Source organism: Labrys okinawensis, from assembly GCF_002982075.1.
GTDB lineage: Bacteria > Pseudomonadota > Alphaproteobacteria > Rhizobiales > Labraceae > Labrys > Labrys okinawensis_A.
The window spans coordinates 323,045-341,074 of the sequence record NZ_PUEJ01000003.1 but is presented as its reverse complement, the minus strand read 5'-3'; the positions used below and the strand labels follow the sequence as shown (position 1 = coordinate 341,074).

The following is an 18,030-nucleotide window of genomic DNA, read 5'->3' as shown; positions in this document are numbered from 1 at the left end:
AGCCCGAAACCATAACTGACGACACGCCCTAGAAGCTTCTGCCTTGACGCTGTCATCTCCAGTCACCAAAAGGCCCTCATGCCTGAGCAATATTTCATCGTTCCCGCCTTCGATCCGGTGCTGATCCATCTCGGCCCGCTCGCCATCCGCTGGTATGCGCTGGCCTATATTTTCGGCCTGCTCGGCGGCTGGTGGTATGGGCGCCGCCTGATCGGCAACGCCCGGCTCTGGCCGGTGCAACCGGGCACCAAGCTGCAATTCGATGACCTGCTGATCTGGGTCACGCTCGGCGTGGTGATCGGCGGGCGGCTCGGCATGCTGCTTTACGAGCCGGATTATTATCTCGCCAACCCGATCGAGATCCTCAAGGTCTGGGAAGGCGGCATGGCCTTCCATGGCGGCTTCCTGGGAGCGGCGCTCGCCGTGATCCTGTTCGCCTGGCTCAACAAGATCCCGGTCTTGTCCTATCTCGACATTGCCGCCTGCGTCGCACCGATCGGCCTCTTCCTCGGTCGCATCGCCAATTTCATCAATGATGAATTATGGGGGCGTCCGGCCTGGGGCTCGTCCTGGGGCATGATTTCGCCATCGAGTCCGTTCTCGGTGTTTCCGCAGGGGCCGACGCCGCGCTATCCGAGCCAGTTGATCGAGGCCGCCTTGGAGGGCCTCGCCCTGTTCGTGCTGTTTGCCATCATGACGCGCTTGGGTGCCTTGAAACGGCCCGGCTTGATCGCCGGCCTGTTCGGCATCGGCTATGCCGCCGCCCGCTCGTTCAGCGAACTCTATCGCGAGCCCGATGGCTGGTGGATCCAGGACGTGCTGACCGTCGGCCAGGCCTATTCCCTGCCGATGGTCGCGGCTGGCCTTGGCCTGGTGATCTATGCCCTGGTGCACCGCCCCGAGGCACCCAAGGCCTCCGACGCATCGAAATCGGCATGAGCGAGACCCCGCTCGCCCGCGAGATCAAGGAGCTGATCCGCCAGGAAGGGCCGATCGACGTGGCGCGCTACATGGCGCTCGCACTCGGCCATCCGCGTCACGGCTATTACATCACGCGCGATCCGCTCGGCGCGGGCGGGGACTTCACCACCGCACCCGAAATCAGCCAGATGTTCGGCGAGATCATCGGCCTGTGGGCGGCCCATCGCTGGATGATTCTCGGCTCGCCCTCCCGCATCAACCTGGTCGAACTGGGCCCCGGACGCGGCACGCTGATGGCGGACGCCCTGCGGGCCATCGGCAAGGTCGTGCCGGCTTTCGCCGATGCCATCGCGCTCCATCTGGTCGAGACGAGCCCCGTCTTGCGCAAGGCTCAGGCCGCTGCCCTGGCCGACAGCCTCGGGGGGCGGCACCCGACCTGGCATGACGACATCGCCGGCCTGCCCGACGGACCGTCGATCGTCATCGCCAACGAGTTCTTCGACGCCCTGCCCGTGCACCAGCTGGTGCATCGGGGCGGGCGCTGGCATGAGCGGCTTGTCGGCCTGGTCGATGACGAGCTTGCCTTCGGTCTTGCACCGGAACCCGTAGCGGCCAGCCAGGCGCCGTCCCTTTCCGGTGGCGCGCTCGACGGCACCATCGTGGAATATCCGGAAGCCGGTTCACGGGTGATGGCCAGCCTTTCCGAGCGGCTGGCCCGGTTCGGCGGCGCCGCCCTGATCATCGACTACGGGCATATCGAATTCGGCGTGGGCGATACGCTGCAGGCCATGGCGGGGCATGCCTTCGTCGATCCGCTGGCCCGGCCCGGCGAGGCAGATCTGACCACCCATGTCTGCTTCGAGACGCTGGCCCGCATCGCCGCCGACCGACATTTGTCGATCGACATCCTCACCACGCAGGCCCAGTTTCTCAACGAACTCGGCATCCGTCCCATGGCCGCCAATCTCAGCCGCCATGCCACGCCGGAGCAAGCGGAGGCGATAGCGAGGGCGCTGGAACGCCTGACTGACGACGCGCCGCGCGCCATGGGCTCGCTATTCAAGGTGCTGGCCGTTTCAGCGCCGGGAACCGAGCGCAACTGAGAGAGGCCAGGCCATGGTCATGCCTGGCTGCTCCGAGGCGGCTCTTGCGATCCTTCGCCCTCCCGCAAGGCCTCACACCTTGCAGCGGCAGCTCTTGCGGTGCTTCTTCGCCTTGTAGTGATGGCGATGCGCCTTGTGGCGGGGACGGTAGACCCGTTCGGGCTGAATGATCACCGGGGCCGCGACGGGTCGGATATGCAGGCTGCCGATGCCGGCCGACGCGTTGAGGCCGGTCTGCCCCTGCACCGAGATCGGCTGCAGCGTCACGCCGCCATTGCCGCCGCCGAGCAGGACATTGGCTCCGACGCCGAGGGCAGCGCTGGCTTCGGCCGACACGCCGGCATAATTGCCGCCCAGCGGCGCATGGCGATTGGACGGCTCGAACACGGCCCAGACCATTCGCCCGGCGAAGGTAAAGCCGACATCCACGCCGACTTTGGTGATGGTGCCGTCATAGAGTTCGCTGTAGCCGTTGAAGTCCGAAAACCGGCAGGCGACCGGCTTGCGTGATCCCAGCACCACGCCGATACCACCGCCAATGTCGCAGGTGAGCGTTCCCGTCCTGACGGCGGCCTCGGCCGAGCCGGCCGCCGCAGGCGCCAGCAAGGCCGCCAAAGCAAATGCGGACAAGGTTTTCGCGATGTTCATGGGGCACCTATTTCAAAAAATCGTTCCTGGCCACGGCCGGATACCGGAGCACTTTGAACCAACGACCTGAAAACGCAACGGTTCCCGCCGCGAAATCGACGGTATCACAATCCTGACTTGCGCCGGTCCCGGCGGACGCCCGTTTGACATCTCTCCCCTTCGTCCCGATCCTGCCGCCATGACCGATTCGTCCGCCATCGCTCTCCAGCATGCCGCCCTCGACCTGCCCGGCATCCGCCACGGCTTCTTCACGCGCCAGGGAGGGGTGTCAAACGGCATCTATGCCTCGCTCAACGGCGGTTCAGGCTCCGACGACAACCAGGAGCATGTCCGCGAGAACCGGGGGCGTATGGCCGACAGCCTCGGCGTGCCGCGCGATCGTTTCATCACCTGCTACCAGGTGCATTCGCCCAACGTCGTCACCGTCACGGCGCCCTGGTCGCGCGAGCACGCTCCCAAGGTGGACGCCATGGTGACGCGCGAGCGCAATCTCGCCCTCGCTGTCGCCACGGCCGATTGCGGCCCCGTGCTGTTCGCCGACGCCAGGGCCGGCGTGATCGGCGCGGCCCATGCCGGCTGGAAGGGCGCCTTCACCGGCGTGCTCGAAACCACGCTCGACGCCATGGTGGGCCTCGGCGCCACGCGCGGCGACATCGTCGCTGTGCTCGGTCCCATGATCTCGCGGTCGGCCTATGAGGTCGGGCCGGAGTTCAAGGCTCGCTTCCTGGAAGCCGACGCGGCCAACGAGCGTTTCTTCGGTCCGAGCCCCAATGCCGGGCACGCCATGTTCGACCTGCCGGCCTATATCGGCATGCGCCTCACCGCCGCCGGCATCGGCCGCTTCGAGGACATGGCGCTGTGCACCTATCAGGACGAGGAGCGCTTCTTCTCCTATCGCCGGGTGACCCATCGCAAGGAACCCGATTATGGCCGCCTGCTGCATGCGATCGCGCTGGTGGGTCGCTAGAGCAAAGCGCGTTCAGGCGTGAACGCTTGTTTGCTCTAACTCTTTGGTTCGACGCGTCTTTGCGATTCCTGGTGAAACGACCAAACCGCAAAACGCTTTGGCAACAAGCTTCGAGGCAGGATCTGCCATGCTGCATTTCTCGACGGATGAATTCGCTGCGCGCCTGAAGCGCCTGCAGGCGGCTATGGCCGCGCAAAAATTCGATGCCATGCTGCTCTTCGCCCAGGAGAGCATGTATTGGCTGACCGGCTACGACACATTCGGCTTCTGCTTCTTCCAGTCCCTGCTGGTGCGGGCCGACGGCACGATGGCGCTGCTCACCCGCACGGCGGATCTGCGCCAGGCCCAGCACACCTCCATCCTCACCGATATCCGCATCTGGACCGATCGCAAGGATGCGACGCCGGCCCAGCAGCTGCTCGACATGGCCCGCGATCTCGGCGTGAGCAGCGGGCGCATCGGCGTGGAATTCGATTCCTACGGCCTCACCCATGCCAATGGCCGCAAGCTGGAGGCCGCCTTTGCCGGCGACTTCGAACTGGTCGATGCCTCCGATGTCGTCCCCCATCTCAGGGCCGTCAAATCGGCCGCCGAAATCGCCTATGTGCGCGAAGCGGCCCGCCTCTCGGACGCCGCCGACGCGGCGGGCATCGCCGCCGTGTTTTCGGGCGCCGACGAGGGCGACATCCTCGCGGCCCAGCACAATGCCATCTTCTCGGCTGGCGGCGACTATCCGGCCAATGAATTCATCATCGGCTCGGGACGCGACGCCCTGCTCTGCCGCTACAAGAGCGGCCGCCGCAAGCTCGCCGAGCGCGACCAGATCACGCTGGAATTCGCCGGCGTCTACAGGCACTACCACGCGGCGCTGATGCGCACGATCACCGTGGGGGACGTCTCGCCGCGTCACAGCGAACTCTACACCGCCGCGCATGAGGCCCTGCTCGCCTGCGAGGCCGAGATCCGGCCGGGACGCACCGCCGGCGACGTCTTCGCCGCCCATGCCCGGGTGATGGATTCGCATGGGCTGGAGGAGCACCGGCTTGCCGCCTGCGGCTATTCTCTCGGCGCCAAGTTCACCCCATCCTGGATGGACAAGCCGATGTTCTATGAGGGCAATGACTGGGTGCTGGAGCCGGGCATGGTGATGTTCGCCCATATGATCCTGATGGATTCCGACAGCGGCACCGCCATGTGCCTCGGGCGTACCAGCCTGACCACCGAGAATGGCAGCGAGGTGCTGAACGGGGCCGATGCCGGACTGCAGATGCGCTGATCCGGATGGCATCCGGGCACCGGAACAGCGGAAAATCATCCCAATCTGCACGCATTCCAGCCATGCAAGTGTGAACTCCTTGTGACGCCCCCATTGTATGCGGGGCGGTCAATTGCTAAGAGCCGGGTGCATTTTTCTCAAAGTGGGAGCCGGCTTCATGGCGGCAGGTGACAGGGGCCACGGTTCGGGCGAGATCAAGCTCGTCGCCGGCAATTCGAATCGTGCACTGGCCGAATCGATTGCGACCTATCTGAAGACCCCTCTGACCAAGTGCTCGGTGCGGCGGTTCGCCGACATGGAGATCTTCGTCGAGATTCAGGAAAATGTCCGCGGTGCGGACGTCTTCGTCATCCAGTCGACCTCCTTCCCCACCAACGACCATCTGATGGAGCTGCTGATCATCACCGATGCCCTGCGCCGCTCCTCGGCCCGGCGCATCACGGCGGTGATCCCCTATTTCGGCTATGCCCGGCAGGATCGCCGCGCTTCCGGCCGCACGCCGATCTCGGCCAAGCTGGTCGCCAACCTGATCACCCATGCCGGCGCCGACCGGGTGCTGACCCTCGACCTGCATGCCGGGCAGATCCAGGGCTTCTTCGACATTCCCACCGACAATCTTTTTGCCGCACCGGTGATGGAGCGAGACATCAAGGCCCGCATGGAGCTGGACAAGCTCATGGTGGTCTCGCCCGACGTCGGCGGCGTGGTGCGCGCCCGCGCTCTCGCCAAGCGCATCGATGCCCCTCTCGCCATCGTCGACAAGCGCCGCGAGCGCGCCGGCGAGAGCGAGGTCATGAACGTGATCGGCGACGTCAAGGGCCGCACCTGCATCCTGATCGACGACATCATCGATTCCGGCGGCACGCTGGTGAACGCCGCCGAGGCCTTGCTGGAGCGCGGCGCCAAGGACGTGCTGGCCTATATCACCCATGGCGTGCTTTCGGGCGGCGCAGTCGCCCGTATCGCCTCCTCCAAGCTGCGCGAATTGGTGATCACCGACTCGATCATGCCGACCGAGGCGGTACGCGTGGCCCAGAACATCCGCGTCATCTCGATCGCGCCGCTCATCGGCGAAGCCATCGGCCGCACCGCGCATGAAGAGAGCGTTTCCAGCCTGTTCAACTGATCGGGCGCGGCTCTGAATCCGGCCTAACGGCGGCGACGCATTCGGGGTGCACGGGCATCTTGCTCATAGCCCGACTTAGCGAGTAGAGGCGCCCGAAACGCGGTGTGCCGATCTCCAGATCGGAATTTTCCCACCCTGCAAGCACGGCGTTTCCAGGATGGTCGATCTGGAGATCGACCCACCAGACACGCGCCAAACTCCACTAAGTTGGCGCCTATGGGCATCTTATCCGCAACACCCGGAAGAAGCGCTGAGCATGCTCCCATTTGCGCAGCGCTCGGCAATGCCCGGCTCCTGTCGCGCTCCTCGCGGCCAGGTTGTGCACGGCTTATCCCCATATTTCAGCCAGAGCTGAATTCCATCAGTCTCCGCAATGCGAGGGACACAAAGCGCGGTCGGTTATGACGAATATTGCGTCGTGTCCCGGCTATTCGCAATTTTCAGACGATCACTATACCGCTCGCCATACTATCCCCCTGCACGCGGGCCGAGCAGCTCTACCCTTCCTCTCCCCGTCGAAAATCGCGGGTTGCCGTAGCGAATGCGAGGGCCTTTACTGCCGGCCTTCAACCAATAGCCGGAACAACTGGCTTCAGAGGGGACATCAGAATGACAGCCTTGAAAACGCGTTTGTTCGGCGCATTGCTCGCCGTGGGCTTGCTCAGCGGCACGGCCTTGTCGGCCTCGGCCGAAACCGTGCTGAACAAGGGTCTGGGCGGCGAACCTCAATCGCTCGATCCCATCCACACCACCACCAATATCGAGCAGTTCATCATCGACGACCTTTACGAGGGGCTCACCTCCTATGACGGCAGCGGCAAGGTGGTTCCCGGCGTTGCCGAAAGCTGGACGGTCTCGCCGGACGGGCTCGTCTACACCTTCAAATTGAGATCCAACGCCAAGTGGTCGAACGGCGATCCGGTCACGGCGGACGATTTCGTCTATAGCTTCCGGCGCAATCTCGATCCCAAGGAAGCCGGCGAATATGCCAGCCTCGCCTATCCGATCAAGAACGCCCAGGCGGTGAACACCGGCAAGGCGGCGCCCGATACACTCGGCGTCAAGGCCATCGATGCCGGCACGCTGGAAATCACCCTGGAAAGCCCCATCCCGTTCTTTCCCGAACTCCTGACGCATCAAAGCGTCGTGCCGGTGAACAAGGCCAATGTCGAGAAATATGGCCGCGATTTCGCCAAGGCGGGCAAGCTGGTGTCGAACGGCGCCTATATGGTCACCGAGCAGGTGCCCGGCGATCACCTCACCTTCGTCAAGAACCCCAACTACTGGGGCGCGGCCAATGTGAAGATCGATCGCGTCGTCGCCTATCCGAGCGAGGACCAAGCCGCCATCCAGCGCCGCTTCCTGGCCGGGGAACTCGACCTCGCCTATCAATTCCAGGCCGATCAGCGCAAGTTCCTGCAGGAAAAGGTCGGCGACGAGGTTCACGTCTCGCCATCGACGTCGAGCGAATATTACGCCTTCGACACCCGCAAGCCGCCCTTTGACGACATCCGGGTTCGACGAGCCTTCGCCATGGCGATCGACCGTGACTTCCTGGCCAATGAGGTGCTGAACGGTGTCTATCAGCCGCTCTACAGCTGGATCCCGGAGGGTATCGCCAACTACACGCCGGCCAAGGCCGATTTCGCCGACACGCCTCAGCTCGACCGCGAGGACAAGGCCAAGGAGCTCCTGAAGGAAGCTGGCTACGGGCCGGGCGGCAAGCCGCTCAAGATCGAGATCCGCTACAACACCAACGAGAATTGGAAGAAGGTCGCCACGGCGATCGCCGACATGTGGAAGGGCCTCGGCGCCGAGGTCACCATGCTCAATTCCGATCTCAAATCCCACTACGCCTATCTGCAGCAAGGCAACAGCTTCGACGTCACCCGGGCCGGCTGGGTCGCGGACTATGCCGATCCGGAGAACTTCCTGACCCTGGGCGTCTCCACCAACAAGGTCTTCAACTACGGTCACTACAACAATCCCGAATTCGATGCCCTGATGGCCAAGTCCTTCACCGAACGGGATGTGGCCAAGCGCATGCAGATCCTGCACGACGCGGAAGCCATGCTGCTGCGCGACGCCTCCGTCACGCCTCTGCTGGTCTATAACGATCCCTGGCTGGTCTCCAAAAAGATCAAGGGCTGGCACGACAACCTCGCCAACCACCACGGCACGCGTTTCCTCACCAAGGAATGAAATGCCGCATGTGAGACGGCAGGAGGCCCGCCCTCCTGCCTCTCATCCACGGCTGGAGAAGCGTGCTCGCCTCGCTGATGCCGGGCCTGAACGCTTCGCGGACAGCCAATCCGAGGCAATGTCATGCTTTCATTCGTGCTGAAGCGTCTGGCGAGCGCGATCCCGACCCTTTTCGTGATCGTCACGCTCTCCTTTTTCCTGATGCGCCAGGTGCCGGGGGGGCCTTTCAATCTCGCCCGCCCCCTGCCGCCGCAGACCATGGAAAACCTCAACCGGGTCTATCATCTCGATGACCCGGTATGGCAACAATATCTAAGCTACATCTGGAACGTATTGCACGGCGATTTTGGCCCCAGCTATGTCTATCGCGACTATACGGTCTCTGAAATCATACTCCAAAAACTGCCATATTCCTTGCAGCTCGGCAGTATGGCGCTGCTCCTGGCGGTCGTCGGCGGGATTCTGATCGGAACCATTGCTGCGCTGCGCCAGAATTCGATTGTGGATGTTGCCGTAACCGCGATCGGCAATATCGGCATCACCATTCCCAATTTCGTCATCGGCCCGGTCCTTGCCCTCGTCTTCGGACAAATCCTGCATTGGCTGCCGACCGGAAGCTGGGGCGACGGTTCGTTCAGTTATTTGCTGCTGCCGATGATCACGCTGGCGCTGCCGGAGCTGGCGACCTTTGCCCGCCTGATGCGCGGCTCCATGCTGGAAGCCCTGCATGCCGACCATATCCGCACAGCCAAGGCTTATGGCCTGCCCGCCAAGCTGACCATCATTGCCCATGCGATGCGCGCCGGCATCCTGCCGATCGTCACCTATCTTGCTCCCGCCGCCGCCTCGCTGCTGACGGGTTCGGTGGTGGTCGAGAAGGTCTTCGGCATTCCCGGTGTCGGCAAGGATTTCGTCGAGGGCGCCCTCAACCGCGACTACACGCTGGTGATGGGGACCGTGGTGCTGGTTTCGGTCTTCATCATCGTCTTCAACCTGATCGTCGACCTCATCTATGCCTGGCTCGATCCGAGGGTGCGCCATGACTGAGACAATCCTGGCTCCTGATACGCTCCCCCGCAGCCGCAGCCTTTTCGAACTTGCCTGGCTGCGCCTTCGCCGCAACAAGGCCGCCATGGTCAGCCTGTTCGTGTTTACGGCCATCGTGCTCTTTTCCGTGCTGGGCCCGTTCTTCTCGCCCCATGGCTACGACCAGGTCTATGGATCCTACGTCAAGGTTCCCCCCAGCCTCTCGCCCTATCCCAAGCACGCCACGCTCGAGGAGGCCATGAAGCGGGCGGCTTCCCAGGCCCGTCTGCAGGTGCAGTCCTTCGAAACTTCGGGCACCCAGTTCACGGCGACATTGACGTCGAGCCGGGCAATCGATCCGCGCGCCACCCGCTATGTCGACCGCATCGACGAGTTCCGGAACACCAAGGTCAGCGAAACCCGCGACGATGGCCGCACGGTCGTCATGCAGGGCGACATCAATGGCCAGTATTTCCTGCTGGGCACGGATGGCAATGGCCGCGATCTCATGACCCGTATCATGATCGGCGGCCAGGTCTCGCTGCTCGTCGGTCTGCTCGCCAGCCTGGTCAGTCTCGTCATCGGCGTCACCTATGGCGCCGTGTCGGGCTATATCGGCGGGCGCACCGACAATCTGATGATGCGCTTCGTCGAGATTCTCTATTCGCTCCCGTTCATGTTCTTCGTCATCCTGCTGGTGGCCTCCTTCGGGCGCGACTTCTGGCTGATCTTCGTCGCCATCGGCGCCATCGAATGGCTGGACATGGCCCGTATCGTGCGGGGCCAGACCCTGTCGCTGAAGCGGCGCGACTTCATCTCGGCGGCCCATGCCCTGGGGCTCAGCGAAGGGGCGGTGATCCGCCGCCACATCATTCCCAACACGCTGAGCCCGGTGCTGGTGTTCCTGACGGTGCGCATCCCCCGCATCATCCTGCTCGAGAGCTTCCTCTCCTTCCTGGGCCTCGGCGTGCAGGCGCCGCTCACCAGCTGGGGCGCGCTGATCAAGGAAGGCGCCGATTCCATGGAGGCGGCCCCCTACCTCCTGATCTGCCCGGCCATTTTCCTGGTCACCACCCTGTTCTGCCTCAATTTCATCGGCGACGGCCTGCGCGACGCCTTCGACCCTAAGGATCGCTAGAGCGTTTTTCTTTCAGACGGAGGCACTTTGAACCGCAAAATGCTGCCGATATCAACACGTTAAAAAAACGCGGGGGCGGTTCGGCCTAGCCGCATTTTGCTCAAGGGAAGCCCGATGCAACAGACACTCTCGGACCAGGGCACGATCGACACCCTCCTCGACGTCAGCGGCCTGGAGGTCGACTTCAGTACCCCCGATGGGACGGTCAAGGCCGTCAAGGGCATCGACCTCACGGTGAAGCGCGGCGAGACCGTCGCCATCGTGGGCGAATCGGGGTCCGGCAAGAGCCAGACCATGATGGCCCTGATGGGCCTGCTGGCCGGCAACGGCCAGGTGCGGGGATCGGCCAAATATCGCGGCAGGCAGTTGATCGGCCTGCCGGCGAAGGAGCTCAACAAGATACGCGGCGACAAGATCACCATGATCTTCCAGGAGCCGATGACCTCGCTAGACCCGCTCTACAGGGTCGGGCGCCAGGTGGCAGAGCCGATCGTCCATCACCGCGGCGGCAGCTACAAGGAAGCCCGCAAGAAGGTGGTGGAGCTGTTCAAGCTCGTGGGCATTCCCCATCCCGAGCGGCGGGTCGATGCCTATCCCCATGAGATGTCGGGTGGCCAGCGCCAGCGCGTGATGATCGCCATGGCGCTCGCCAACGATCCCGACCTGCTGATCGCGGACGAACCGACCACCGCGCTCGACGTCACCGTGCAGGCGCAGATCCTGTCCCTGCTCGCCGAGCTCCGGCAGCGCCTGGGCATGTCAATCGTCTTCATCAGCCACGACCTCAACATCGTCCGGCGGTTTGCCGATCGTGTCTATGTCATGCGCCGCGGCGAGGTGGTGGAGACCGGCACCACGCAGGAGGTTTTCGACAATCCCCGGCACGACTACACCAGGATGCTGCTGGCGGCCGAGCCGTCGGGCCATAAGGACCCGCCCCGCCCCGATGCCCCGGTGCTGCTGGAGGGTCGCAACATCCGGGTCACCTATCATCTCAGCGGCAGCCTGTTCGGCGGCCACAAGGCCATGGATCTGAAGGCGGTGGATGATGTTTCCCTGCGCCTGCAGCAGGGGCAGACCATCGGTATCGTGGGGGAATCGGGGTCGGGCAAGTCGACCCTGGGGCGTGCCCTGCTGCGGATGAATTCCGCCCAAGGCAACGTCCGTTTCGATGGCCGGGACATCTCGCGAGCGAGCGTGCTCGAGATGCGCCCGCTGCGGCGAGCCCTGCAACTGGTGTTCCAGGACCCCTATGGCTCGCTTTCCCCCCGCATGTCCGTGGGATCCATCATCACCGAAGGCTTGAGGGTGCATGAGCCCGGCCTGTCGGCTGCCGAGCGGGACAGGCGGGCCGTCCAGGCCCTGACCGAGGTCGGGCTCGATCCTATGGCGCGAAACCGCTATCCGCACGAATTCTCGGGCGGCCAGCGCCAGCGCATCGCCATCGCACGCGCCATGATCCTCAAGCCCAAGGTGGTGGTGCTGGACGAGCCGACCTCGGCGCTCGATCGCTCGGTGCAGAAGCAGATCGTCGAACTGCTGCGCGAGCTGCAGGCGACGCATGGCCTGTCCTACCTCTTCATCAGCCACGACCTTTCGGTTGTAAGGGCCTTGTCCGACTATGTCGTCGTGATGAAGGAGGGCCGCATCGTGGAGGAAGGCGCCACCGCCCAGATCTTCGATGCGCCGCGCGAGGCCTATACCCAGACCCTGATGGCGGCGGCACTCGGCCAGGAGCGTGTGGGGGCAACGGGTGCGGCCTGACGGATCCGTCGCCTCCACGTCGCTTTAGCCCACTCCTGTCATCCCCCCGTCATCCCAAGGTCTTATCCGCGACTCCCAACTCGCAACCTGGATTCGACAAAGGAGCGGCTGGGGATGACGGATGTGAACAGCATCGGGGCGCAAGCTCGAGCCAAGGGTCAGCGCCAGCCAAGGAACGGCCATGTCAAGCAGGCCGTCGAACACCATCGGCTGCTGTCGCTGCGTGGCTTGCAGGACCGGCTCTTCACCCTGGCTTTCAGCGGCCTCGTCTATGCCCAGATCTGGGAAGATCCCGAGATCGACATGGAGGCGCTGGCTCTCAAGCCCGACGACCGGCTGGTCGCCATCGCCTCGGGCGGCTGCAATGTGATGAGCTATCTCAAGGCCGGTCCGGCCGCGATCACCGCCGTCGATCTCAACCGCCACCACATCGCACTCAACCGCCTCAAGATCGCGGCTGCCCGGCACCTGCCCGATCATGCCGCCTTCTACGATTTCTTTGCGCGAGCCGGGCAGCGCCGCAACATTTCGATCTACGAGACGGCGCTGCGCACCCATCTCGATGCCGAGACACGCGCCTATTGGGACGGCCGTGACCTGCTCGGGCGCCGCCGCATCGGCTATTTCGGCAAGAACCTCTATCGCTACGGCCTGCTCGGCCGTTTCATCGGCTTGGGACATCTGATCGGGCGGCTGCACCGCATCGATCCGGCCGACCTGCTCGCCGCCCGCGACCTCGCCGAGCAGCGCCGCGTCTTCGACGAGCGCATCGCTCCCCTGTTCGATCGCCCTCATATCAAATGGCTTACCCGTCGCAGGGCCTCGCTCTACGGCCTCGGCATCCCGCCGGAGCAGTATGACGCCCTGGCCGGCGCCGCGGGCGACGGCGAAGGTATCGCCGACGTGCTGCGCGAAAGGCTGGAGCGCCTGGCCTGCGACTTCGACCTCAAGGACAATTACTTCGCCTGGCAGGCCTTCGGCCGCGGCTACAAGCCCGATGGCGACGGGCCGGTGCCGCCCTATCTCCAGCAGGCCGCCTATGAGGCCGTGCGCGGGCGCGCCGACCGCATCGAGGTCCGCCACGTCAATTTGATCGACCATCTCAAGGCCCAGCCGGCGGCCAGTCTCGACGCCTATGTGCTGCTCGACGCCCAGGACTGGATGACCGATGTCATCCTCACCAAGCTGTGGAGCGAAATCACCCGGACGGCCCGTCCCGGCGCCCGCGTGATCTTCCGCACCGCGGCCGAGGAAAGCCTGCTGCCGGGCCGCATTCCCGCCGACCTGCTGGCGCGGTGGTCCTATGACCGCGAGCGGTGCCGGGCCTGGACCGCGCGCGACCGCTCCGCCATCTATGGCGGCTTCCATCTCTATGAGCTGCGAGCCCTCCATTGAGCATCGAGATGCAGACGGGCGATGCCGCGGCGGCGATGAACCGGATCTATCGCCACCAGCGCTACATCTACGATCTCACGCGCAAATATTACCTGCTCGGCCGGGACCAGCTGATCGCCTCGCTCAAGCCGGCCGCCGGCGATGCCATTCTCGAAATCGGCTGCGGCACCGGCCGCAACCTCATCGCCGTGGCCAGGCGCTACCCCGCCACGCCGCTCTCCGGCTTCGACATTTCGACCGCTATGCTCGAAACGGCGCGGCATGCGCTGGACCGCAATGGGCTGCCCCGTGTCACCGTGGCCCAGGCCGATGCCACCCGCTTTTCGCCCGAGCAATTCGGGCGCAAAGGCTTCGAGCGCATCTATATCTCCTATACGCTCTCGATGATCCCCGACTGGCAGGCGGTGCTGGAGCGGGCCGCCGCAGCCCTGGAACCGGGCGGCCGGCTTCTGATCGTGGATTTCGGCCAGCAGGAGGGCCTGCCGCGCTGGTTCAAGCGAGCGCTCTTTGCCTGGCTGGCGCGCTTCCACGTCCATCCGATCGCCGCATTGCCGGCAGCTCTGGCGAATCTCGCAAGCCGCGGGGACCTGCAGCTCCGGACCAGGGACCTCTACCGCGGCTACGCGTTCTATGCGGAGCTGGAGCGGCCTCACAGTTCGGCCCGGCTTTCGCCATTGCCCAGAAGTAATTGAAACACCGGCTTTGTCATGCCCGGGCTTAACCCGGGCATCCAGCCGCCTCTTCCTCGCCGTCTGGACGGAGGAACTGGATTGCCGGGTCAAGCCCGGCAATGACAAAGGCCGAGCCATTTCGACCCGTTCGTTTATGTGAGCTCTACCCGCGCCTTTCCCAAAAGACGGTGCCTTCGAAGCGGAAAGCCTGCTCGCCATGCTGGTTGAGCGCCGAGCTCAGCATGGAGACGATGCCCCATTCGGGCCGGGAGGCACTCTCCTTCTTGCCGGTAACTTCCACGCTGTAGCGCAGCGTATCGCCGGCGCGCACCGGCCTGGCCCAGACCATGTTGCGAAAGCCGGGTGACGGGCCGAGTTTGACCACCGGCTTGCCGAGCTGGCGCGCCCTGGCGATTTCGACCTCCTGATGTGCCACCAGGAGCTTCATCCAGACAGCGGCAACCTGCCAGCCCGACGCCACCAGGCCGCCGAAATGGCTGGCCGCGGCCGCGGCCTCGTCGACATGAAAGGGCTGGGGATCGTAGAGGGCCGCAAAGCGCTTGATGTTCTCGGCCGAAAAGGTGAAGGCGCCGATCTCGTCGGTATCGCCGACGGCAAGATCCTCGAAATATTTCATGCCGCCTGCCTCCGGCCGAACATGATGGAGCCGGTTTGGGTAGTCACCACCGTCTTGTCGTCTGCGATCAATTCGAACAGGAACTTCACCAGGCCCATTTCCGGGCGGCTCTTGGAGACACGGGCTTCCAGGGTCGTGCGGCGAACGCTCAGCGTGACATCCGGCCGAAGCGGCGCCAGCCACTTGACCTCGTCAATGCCCGGCGCGCCCATCGAGGTGGAGGTGAGCATGAAGCCATCGCAGTTGAGCCGCATCAAAATGCAGCAGGCATGCCAGCCGGAAGCGGCCAGCCCGCCCAGCATGGTGCTTTTTGCCGCCTCCTCGTCGAGATGAAACGGCTGGGGGTCATATTCCCTGGCGAAGGCGAGGATGGCCTCGCGCGTCAGCTTGTACGACCCGTAGGTCGCGATCTCGCCGACGGGGAAATCTTCAAAATGGAGCAATGTATCAGCCATGCCCTCAGGATGGACCGATTAGGCCCTCAACGGCAAGAGCCTCATACTTGTCGAGGAAGGCTTCGATCCGCAGATTGCGGAAGTCCGGAAGGGCCATGCGCAGTGCCTCGTGCGGCCAGTCCCACCAGGCCAGGGCCTGCAGGCGGTCGGCAATCGCGCCCTCGAAACGGCGGCGGATCGGCCGCGCCGGATTGCCGGCGACGACGGCATAGGCCTCGACGTCGCGGGTGACCACCGCGCCCGCCCCTACCACGGCGCCGTTGCCGATGCGGCGCCCCGCCAGCACGATCGCCCCGTGGCCGATCCAGACATCATGGCCGATATCGACGCCGTGCTGCCGTCGCCAGGCGAAAAAATCCGCTTCGTCCTCCTCGCCTTCGAAATAGGCCGAGGCGCGATAGCTGAAATGGCTCTGGCTTGCTCGGGCCATCGGGTGATTGCCCGGATTGATGCGCGTATGGGCCGCGATGGAGACGAAACGGCCGATATGGCTGTAGGCGATGTCCGCATCGTTGACGACATAGGAATAGTCGCCGAGCTCGACTTCGGTCAGGCTGGTCCGCGGACCCACCTCGGTGTAGCGCCCGAGCCGGCTCGCTGAAATCGAAGCGGTCGGGTCGACGAAAGGCGTGGGGCTGAGTTTTGGCAAGGCAATTCACCGGTGCTGGAAAGCCCCCTGCTTCCCATTCTCCTGCGACAGCGCCATGACAAGAAACGATCTGCGCCCCCGGCCTGTCGCAATTGCCCGCGACATCCGCGGGGGATCGTCACCGAAACATCATTGAACTGCCATCCCTCTGTAATGGCCCGGCGTTACCGACTCCGGAAACCTGCACGAGAAGGGATCTGTTCATGCTGGCGATCAAAGGAGTTTCCAGGCGCTTCGGCGGCAAGACGGCTGTCGCCGATGTGAATCTGGAAATTGCGCCCGGCGCCTTCATCGGTGTGATCGGGCGTTCGGGGGCCGGCAAGTCGACATTGCTGCGCATGTTGAACCGCCTCGTCGACCCGAGCGAAGGCACGATCTCCTTCGACGGCGTCGATGTCACGGCCCTGCGCGGGCAGGCCTTGCGGGACTGGCGCGCGCGTTGCGCCATGATCTTCCAGCAGTTCAACCTGATCGGGCGCCTCGACGTGCTCACCAATGTGCTGATGGGCCGCCTCAACAAGGTCTCGACGGCCAGCGCCGTGCTGCAGCTCTGGGGCCTTGAAGACAAGGCCATGGCGCTCGCCGCGCTGGAGCAGTTCGACATCGCCAATCTCGCCGGCCAGCGTGCCGACAGCCTGTCCGGCGGCCAGCAGCAGCGCGTGGCGATCGCCCGTGCCCTGGTGCAGGAACCCTCGATCATCCTGGCGGACGAGCCGATCGCCTCGCTCGACCCGCGCAATACCAAGGTCGTGATGGATGCGCTCTTACGCATCAACAAGCATTTCGGCATCACCGTCATCTGCAACCTCCATTCGCTCGATCTCGCCCGCGGCTATTGCGACCGCCTGATCGGCATGTCCGCCGGCCGGGTGGTGTTCGACGGGGCCCCCGCGGCGCTGACGGCCGATGCCGCGCGTGATCTTTACGGCCTCGAGGCCGGCGAGGTGATGGACGCCGATGCCGACGTGAAATGGGCAGGTCAGGCTCGCCCTGCCAGCGCCGCCGCCTGACAGGCCGGCTTCGCTCTCTTTCAGAGCCGCAAGAACAAATCGTTTCCGACAGGAGAGACCTATGCTTTCGCGCCGCACGCTGCTCGGCCTTGCCGCAGCAGCCATGAGCTTTGCCGCCAGCGCCGCCCATGCCGAGGACTGGAAGGCCCAGTATCCGGAACTGACGCTCGCCGTCATCCCGGCCGAAAACGCCTCCACCACCAATGACCGCTACCAGCCGCTGGCCGACTACATCGCCAAGCAGGTCGGCGTGCCGGTCAAACTCAACATCGCCAACGACTATGCGGCGGTGATCGAGGCCCAGCGCGCCGGCTTTGCCCAGATCGCCTGGTATGGCCCGGCTTCCTATGCCCGCGCCATCATCACCGGCGTCGCCACCGAGCCGGTCGCCGTTCCCCGCCACAACAACGGCCTCACCGGCTACTACTCCGTGATCTATGTGAAAGCCGACAGCCCCTACAAGACCATCGAGGATCTCAAGGGCAAGAAGCTGGCCTTGGTCGATCCCAACTCGACCTCCGGCAACAATGCGCCGCGCTTCGGCCTGCACAGCCAGGGCATCGACGTCGACAAGTTCTTCTCCTCCGTCGTCTTCGCCGGCAGCCATGACAATGCGGTGCTCGCCCTCGCCCAGGGTACCGCCGACGCCGCGGCCAACAGCTGGAACTCGGAAGACGATTCCAATCTCACCCGCATGCTCAGCCGCGGCATCCTCAAGAAGGATGACGGCACCCCGATGACCAAGGCCGACTTCCGCATCATCTACAAGACCCCCTTCCTGCCCGAGGGGCCCTATACGGTGCTTGCCTCCCTGCCCGACGAGCTGAAGAAGAAGATCGCCACCGCGCTGATCGACTACGCCAAGAACGACAAGGCCAATTTCGACAAGCTTTCTGACGGCAAGGATCTCGAACTCACCGCGATCAGCGCCAAGGAATACCAGCCGATCGTCGACATGGTGAAATTCAACGACACGCTCCGCAAGACCCAGTAAGGCCAGTCACGACCACAAGAGAGGGCGCGCACTGCAAGGTGCGCGCCC

The 18,030-nt window shown here is 64.2% G+C and carries 17 protein-coding genes; 13 read left to right on the top strand and 4 right to left on the bottom strand.

Translation table 11 applies throughout. The features are described 5' to 3' along the window. Positions 1–78: 78 nt before the first annotated feature. A complete protein-coding gene (gene lgt / locus C5L14_RS08665) occupies positions 79–939 on the top strand; it encodes a prolipoprotein diacylglyceryl transferase (RefSeq protein ID WP_105861635.1) in 861 nt (286 codons plus the stop codon). Then, the gene (locus C5L14_RS08660; protein WP_105861634.1) at positions 936–2,024 is read left to right on the top strand and encodes a class I SAM-dependent methyltransferase; all 1,089 of its coding nucleotides are present in this window, start codon (positions 936–938) and stop codon (positions 2,022–2,024) included. Before lgt ends, C5L14_RS08660 begins: the two co-directional genes overlap by 4 nt. Before the next feature lie 72 nt (positions 2,025–2,096). Here the strand turns inward: C5L14_RS08660 and C5L14_RS08655 are convergent, their stop codons facing one another. Then, complete coding sequence (locus tag C5L14_RS08655) at positions 2,097–2,672, bottom strand: DUF992 domain-containing protein (protein ID WP_245196556.1); 576 nt, start codon at positions 2,670–2,672, stop codon at positions 2,097–2,099. A 178-nt stretch (positions 2,673–2,850) separates the two neighbouring features. On the opposite strand from C5L14_RS08655, the gene pgeF reads away from it, so the two are divergent. The 9 genes from pgeF (at position 2,851) to C5L14_RS08610 (ending at position 14,258) form a co-directional block, all read left to right on the top strand. Next, positions 2,851–3,639 carry a peptidoglycan editing factor PgeF gene (gene pgeF / locus C5L14_RS08650; RefSeq protein ID WP_181161088.1) on the top strand — a complete coding sequence of 263 codons (789 nt, stop codon included), beginning with the start codon at positions 2,851–2,853 and terminating at the stop codon, positions 3,637–3,639. 127 nt (positions 3,640–3,766) lie between these two features. Next, positions 3,767–4,915: a M24 family metallopeptidase gene (locus tag C5L14_RS08645; RefSeq protein WP_105861633.1), complete on the top strand. Its 1,149-nt coding sequence runs from the start codon at positions 3,767–3,769 to the stop codon at positions 4,913–4,915. Positions 4,916–5,072: 157 nt separating this feature from the next. Then, positions 5,073–6,041: a ribose-phosphate pyrophosphokinase gene (locus C5L14_RS08640; RefSeq protein ID WP_105861632.1), complete on the top strand. Its 969-nt coding sequence runs from the start codon at positions 5,073–5,075 to the stop codon at positions 6,039–6,041. A 609-nt stretch (positions 6,042–6,650) separates the two neighbouring features. After that, positions 6,651–8,243: a peptide ABC transporter substrate-binding protein gene (locus tag C5L14_RS08635; RefSeq protein ID WP_105861631.1), complete on the top strand. Its 1,593-nt coding sequence runs from the start codon at positions 6,651–6,653 to the stop codon at positions 8,241–8,243. A 123-nt stretch (positions 8,244–8,366) separates the two neighbouring features. Next, the gene (locus C5L14_RS08630) at positions 8,367–9,290 is read left to right on the top strand and encodes an ABC transporter permease (protein ID WP_105861630.1); all 924 of its coding nucleotides are present in this window, start codon (positions 8,367–8,369) and stop codon (positions 9,288–9,290) included. Further along, positions 9,283–10,407 carry an ABC transporter permease gene (locus C5L14_RS08625; RefSeq protein ID WP_105861629.1) on the top strand — a complete coding sequence of 375 codons (1,125 nt, stop codon included), beginning with the start codon at positions 9,283–9,285 and terminating at the stop codon, positions 10,405–10,407. The genes C5L14_RS08630 and C5L14_RS08625 overlap by 8 nt, the downstream gene beginning before the upstream one ends. Positions 10,408–10,521: 114 nt before the next feature. After that, complete coding sequence (locus C5L14_RS08620) at positions 10,522–12,171, top strand: ABC transporter ATP-binding protein (protein ID WP_105861628.1); 1,650 nt, start codon at positions 10,522–10,524, stop codon at positions 12,169–12,171. Positions 12,172–12,285: 114 nt separating this feature from the next. Continuing rightward, on the top strand, positions 12,286–13,566 hold the full coding sequence (locus C5L14_RS08615) for a DUF3419 family protein (protein ID WP_105861627.1): 1,281 nt from the start codon (positions 12,286–12,288) through the stop codon (positions 13,564–13,566). Next, the gene (locus C5L14_RS08610) at positions 13,563–14,258 is read left to right on the top strand and encodes a class I SAM-dependent methyltransferase (protein WP_245443310.1); all 696 of its coding nucleotides are present in this window, start codon (positions 13,563–13,565) and stop codon (positions 14,256–14,258) included. Before C5L14_RS08615 ends, C5L14_RS08610 begins: the two co-directional genes overlap by 4 nt. Before the next feature lie 142 nt (positions 14,259–14,400). On the opposite strand, the gene C5L14_RS08605 is transcribed toward C5L14_RS08610, so the two are convergent. From C5L14_RS08605 to C5L14_RS08595, 3 genes are read right to left on the bottom strand one after another with little or no spacing between them, the layout of a single operon-like run. Further along, positions 14,401–14,874, bottom strand: a complete 474-nt coding sequence (locus C5L14_RS08605) for a MaoC family dehydratase (protein ID WP_105861626.1) — start codon at positions 14,872–14,874, stop codon at positions 14,401–14,403. Continuing rightward, the gene (locus C5L14_RS08600; protein WP_181161087.1) at positions 14,871–15,329 is read right to left on the bottom strand and encodes a MaoC family dehydratase; all 459 of its coding nucleotides are present in this window, start codon (positions 15,327–15,329) and stop codon (positions 14,871–14,873) included. Before C5L14_RS08600 ends, C5L14_RS08605 begins: the two co-directional genes overlap by 4 nt. A gap of 4 nt (positions 15,330–15,333) precedes the next feature. After that, on the bottom strand, positions 15,334–15,984 hold the full coding sequence (locus C5L14_RS08595) for a chloramphenicol acetyltransferase (RefSeq protein ID WP_105861625.1): 651 nt from the start codon (positions 15,982–15,984) through the stop codon (positions 15,334–15,336). Between the two features lie 197 nt (positions 15,985–16,181). On the opposite strand from C5L14_RS08595, the gene phnC reads away from it, so the two are divergent. Both phnC and phnD read left to right on the top strand, forming a co-directional pair. Continuing rightward, positions 16,182–16,988, top strand: a complete 807-nt coding sequence (phnC, locus tag C5L14_RS08590) for a phosphonate ABC transporter ATP-binding protein (RefSeq protein WP_105861624.1) — start codon at positions 16,182–16,184, stop codon at positions 16,986–16,988. 61 nt (positions 16,989–17,049) lie between these two features. After that, on the top strand, positions 17,050–17,982 hold the full coding sequence (gene phnD / locus C5L14_RS08585) for a phosphonate ABC transporter substrate-binding protein (RefSeq protein ID WP_105861623.1): 933 nt from the start codon (positions 17,050–17,052) through the stop codon (positions 17,980–17,982). Positions 17,983–18,030 lie beyond the last annotated feature (48 nt).

Coding starts and splice junctions, on each gene's coding strand:
- phnD (WP_105861623.1), top strand. CDS start 17,050: ATGCTTTCGCGCCGCACGCTGCTCGGCCTTGCCGCAGCAGCCATGAGC.
- C5L14_RS08630 (WP_105861630.1), top strand. CDS start 8,367: ATGCTTTCATTCGTGCTGAAGCGTCTGGCGAGCGCGATCCCGACCCTT.
- C5L14_RS08615 (WP_105861627.1), top strand. CDS start 12,286: ATGACGGATGTGAACAGCATCGGGGCGCAAGCTCGAGCCAAGGGTCAG.
- C5L14_RS08625 (WP_105861629.1), top strand. CDS start 9,283: ATGACTGAGACAATCCTGGCTCCTGATACGCTCCCCCGCAGCCGCAGC.
- C5L14_RS08660 (WP_105861634.1), top strand. CDS start 936: ATGAGCGAGACCCCGCTCGCCCGCGAGATCAAGGAGCTGATCCGCCAG.
- pgeF (WP_181161088.1), top strand. CDS start 2,851: ATGACCGATTCGTCCGCCATCGCTCTCCAGCATGCCGCCCTCGACCTG.
- C5L14_RS08605 (WP_105861626.1), bottom strand. CDS start 14,874: ATGAAATATTTCGAGGATCTTGCCGTCGGCGATACCGACGAGATCGGC.
- phnC (WP_105861624.1), top strand. CDS start 16,182: ATGCTGGCGATCAAAGGAGTTTCCAGGCGCTTCGGCGGCAAGACGGCT.
- C5L14_RS08620 (WP_105861628.1), top strand. CDS start 10,522: ATGCAACAGACACTCTCGGACCAGGGCACGATCGACACCCTCCTCGAC.
- C5L14_RS08600 (WP_181161087.1), bottom strand. CDS start 15,329: ATGGCTGATACATTGCTCCATTTTGAAGATTTCCCCGTCGGCGAGATC.
- lgt (WP_105861635.1), top strand. CDS start 79: ATGCCTGAGCAATATTTCATCGTTCCCGCCTTCGATCCGGTGCTGATC.
- C5L14_RS08645 (WP_105861633.1), top strand. CDS start 3,767: ATGCTGCATTTCTCGACGGATGAATTCGCTGCGCGCCTGAAGCGCCTG.
- C5L14_RS08655 (WP_245196556.1), bottom strand. CDS start 2,672: ATGAACATCGCGAAAACCTTGTCCGCATTTGCTTTGGCGGCCTTGCTG.
- C5L14_RS08640 (WP_105861632.1), top strand. CDS start 5,073: ATGGCGGCAGGTGACAGGGGCCACGGTTCGGGCGAGATCAAGCTCGTC.
- C5L14_RS08635 (WP_105861631.1), top strand. CDS start 6,651: ATGACAGCCTTGAAAACGCGTTTGTTCGGCGCATTGCTCGCCGTGGGC.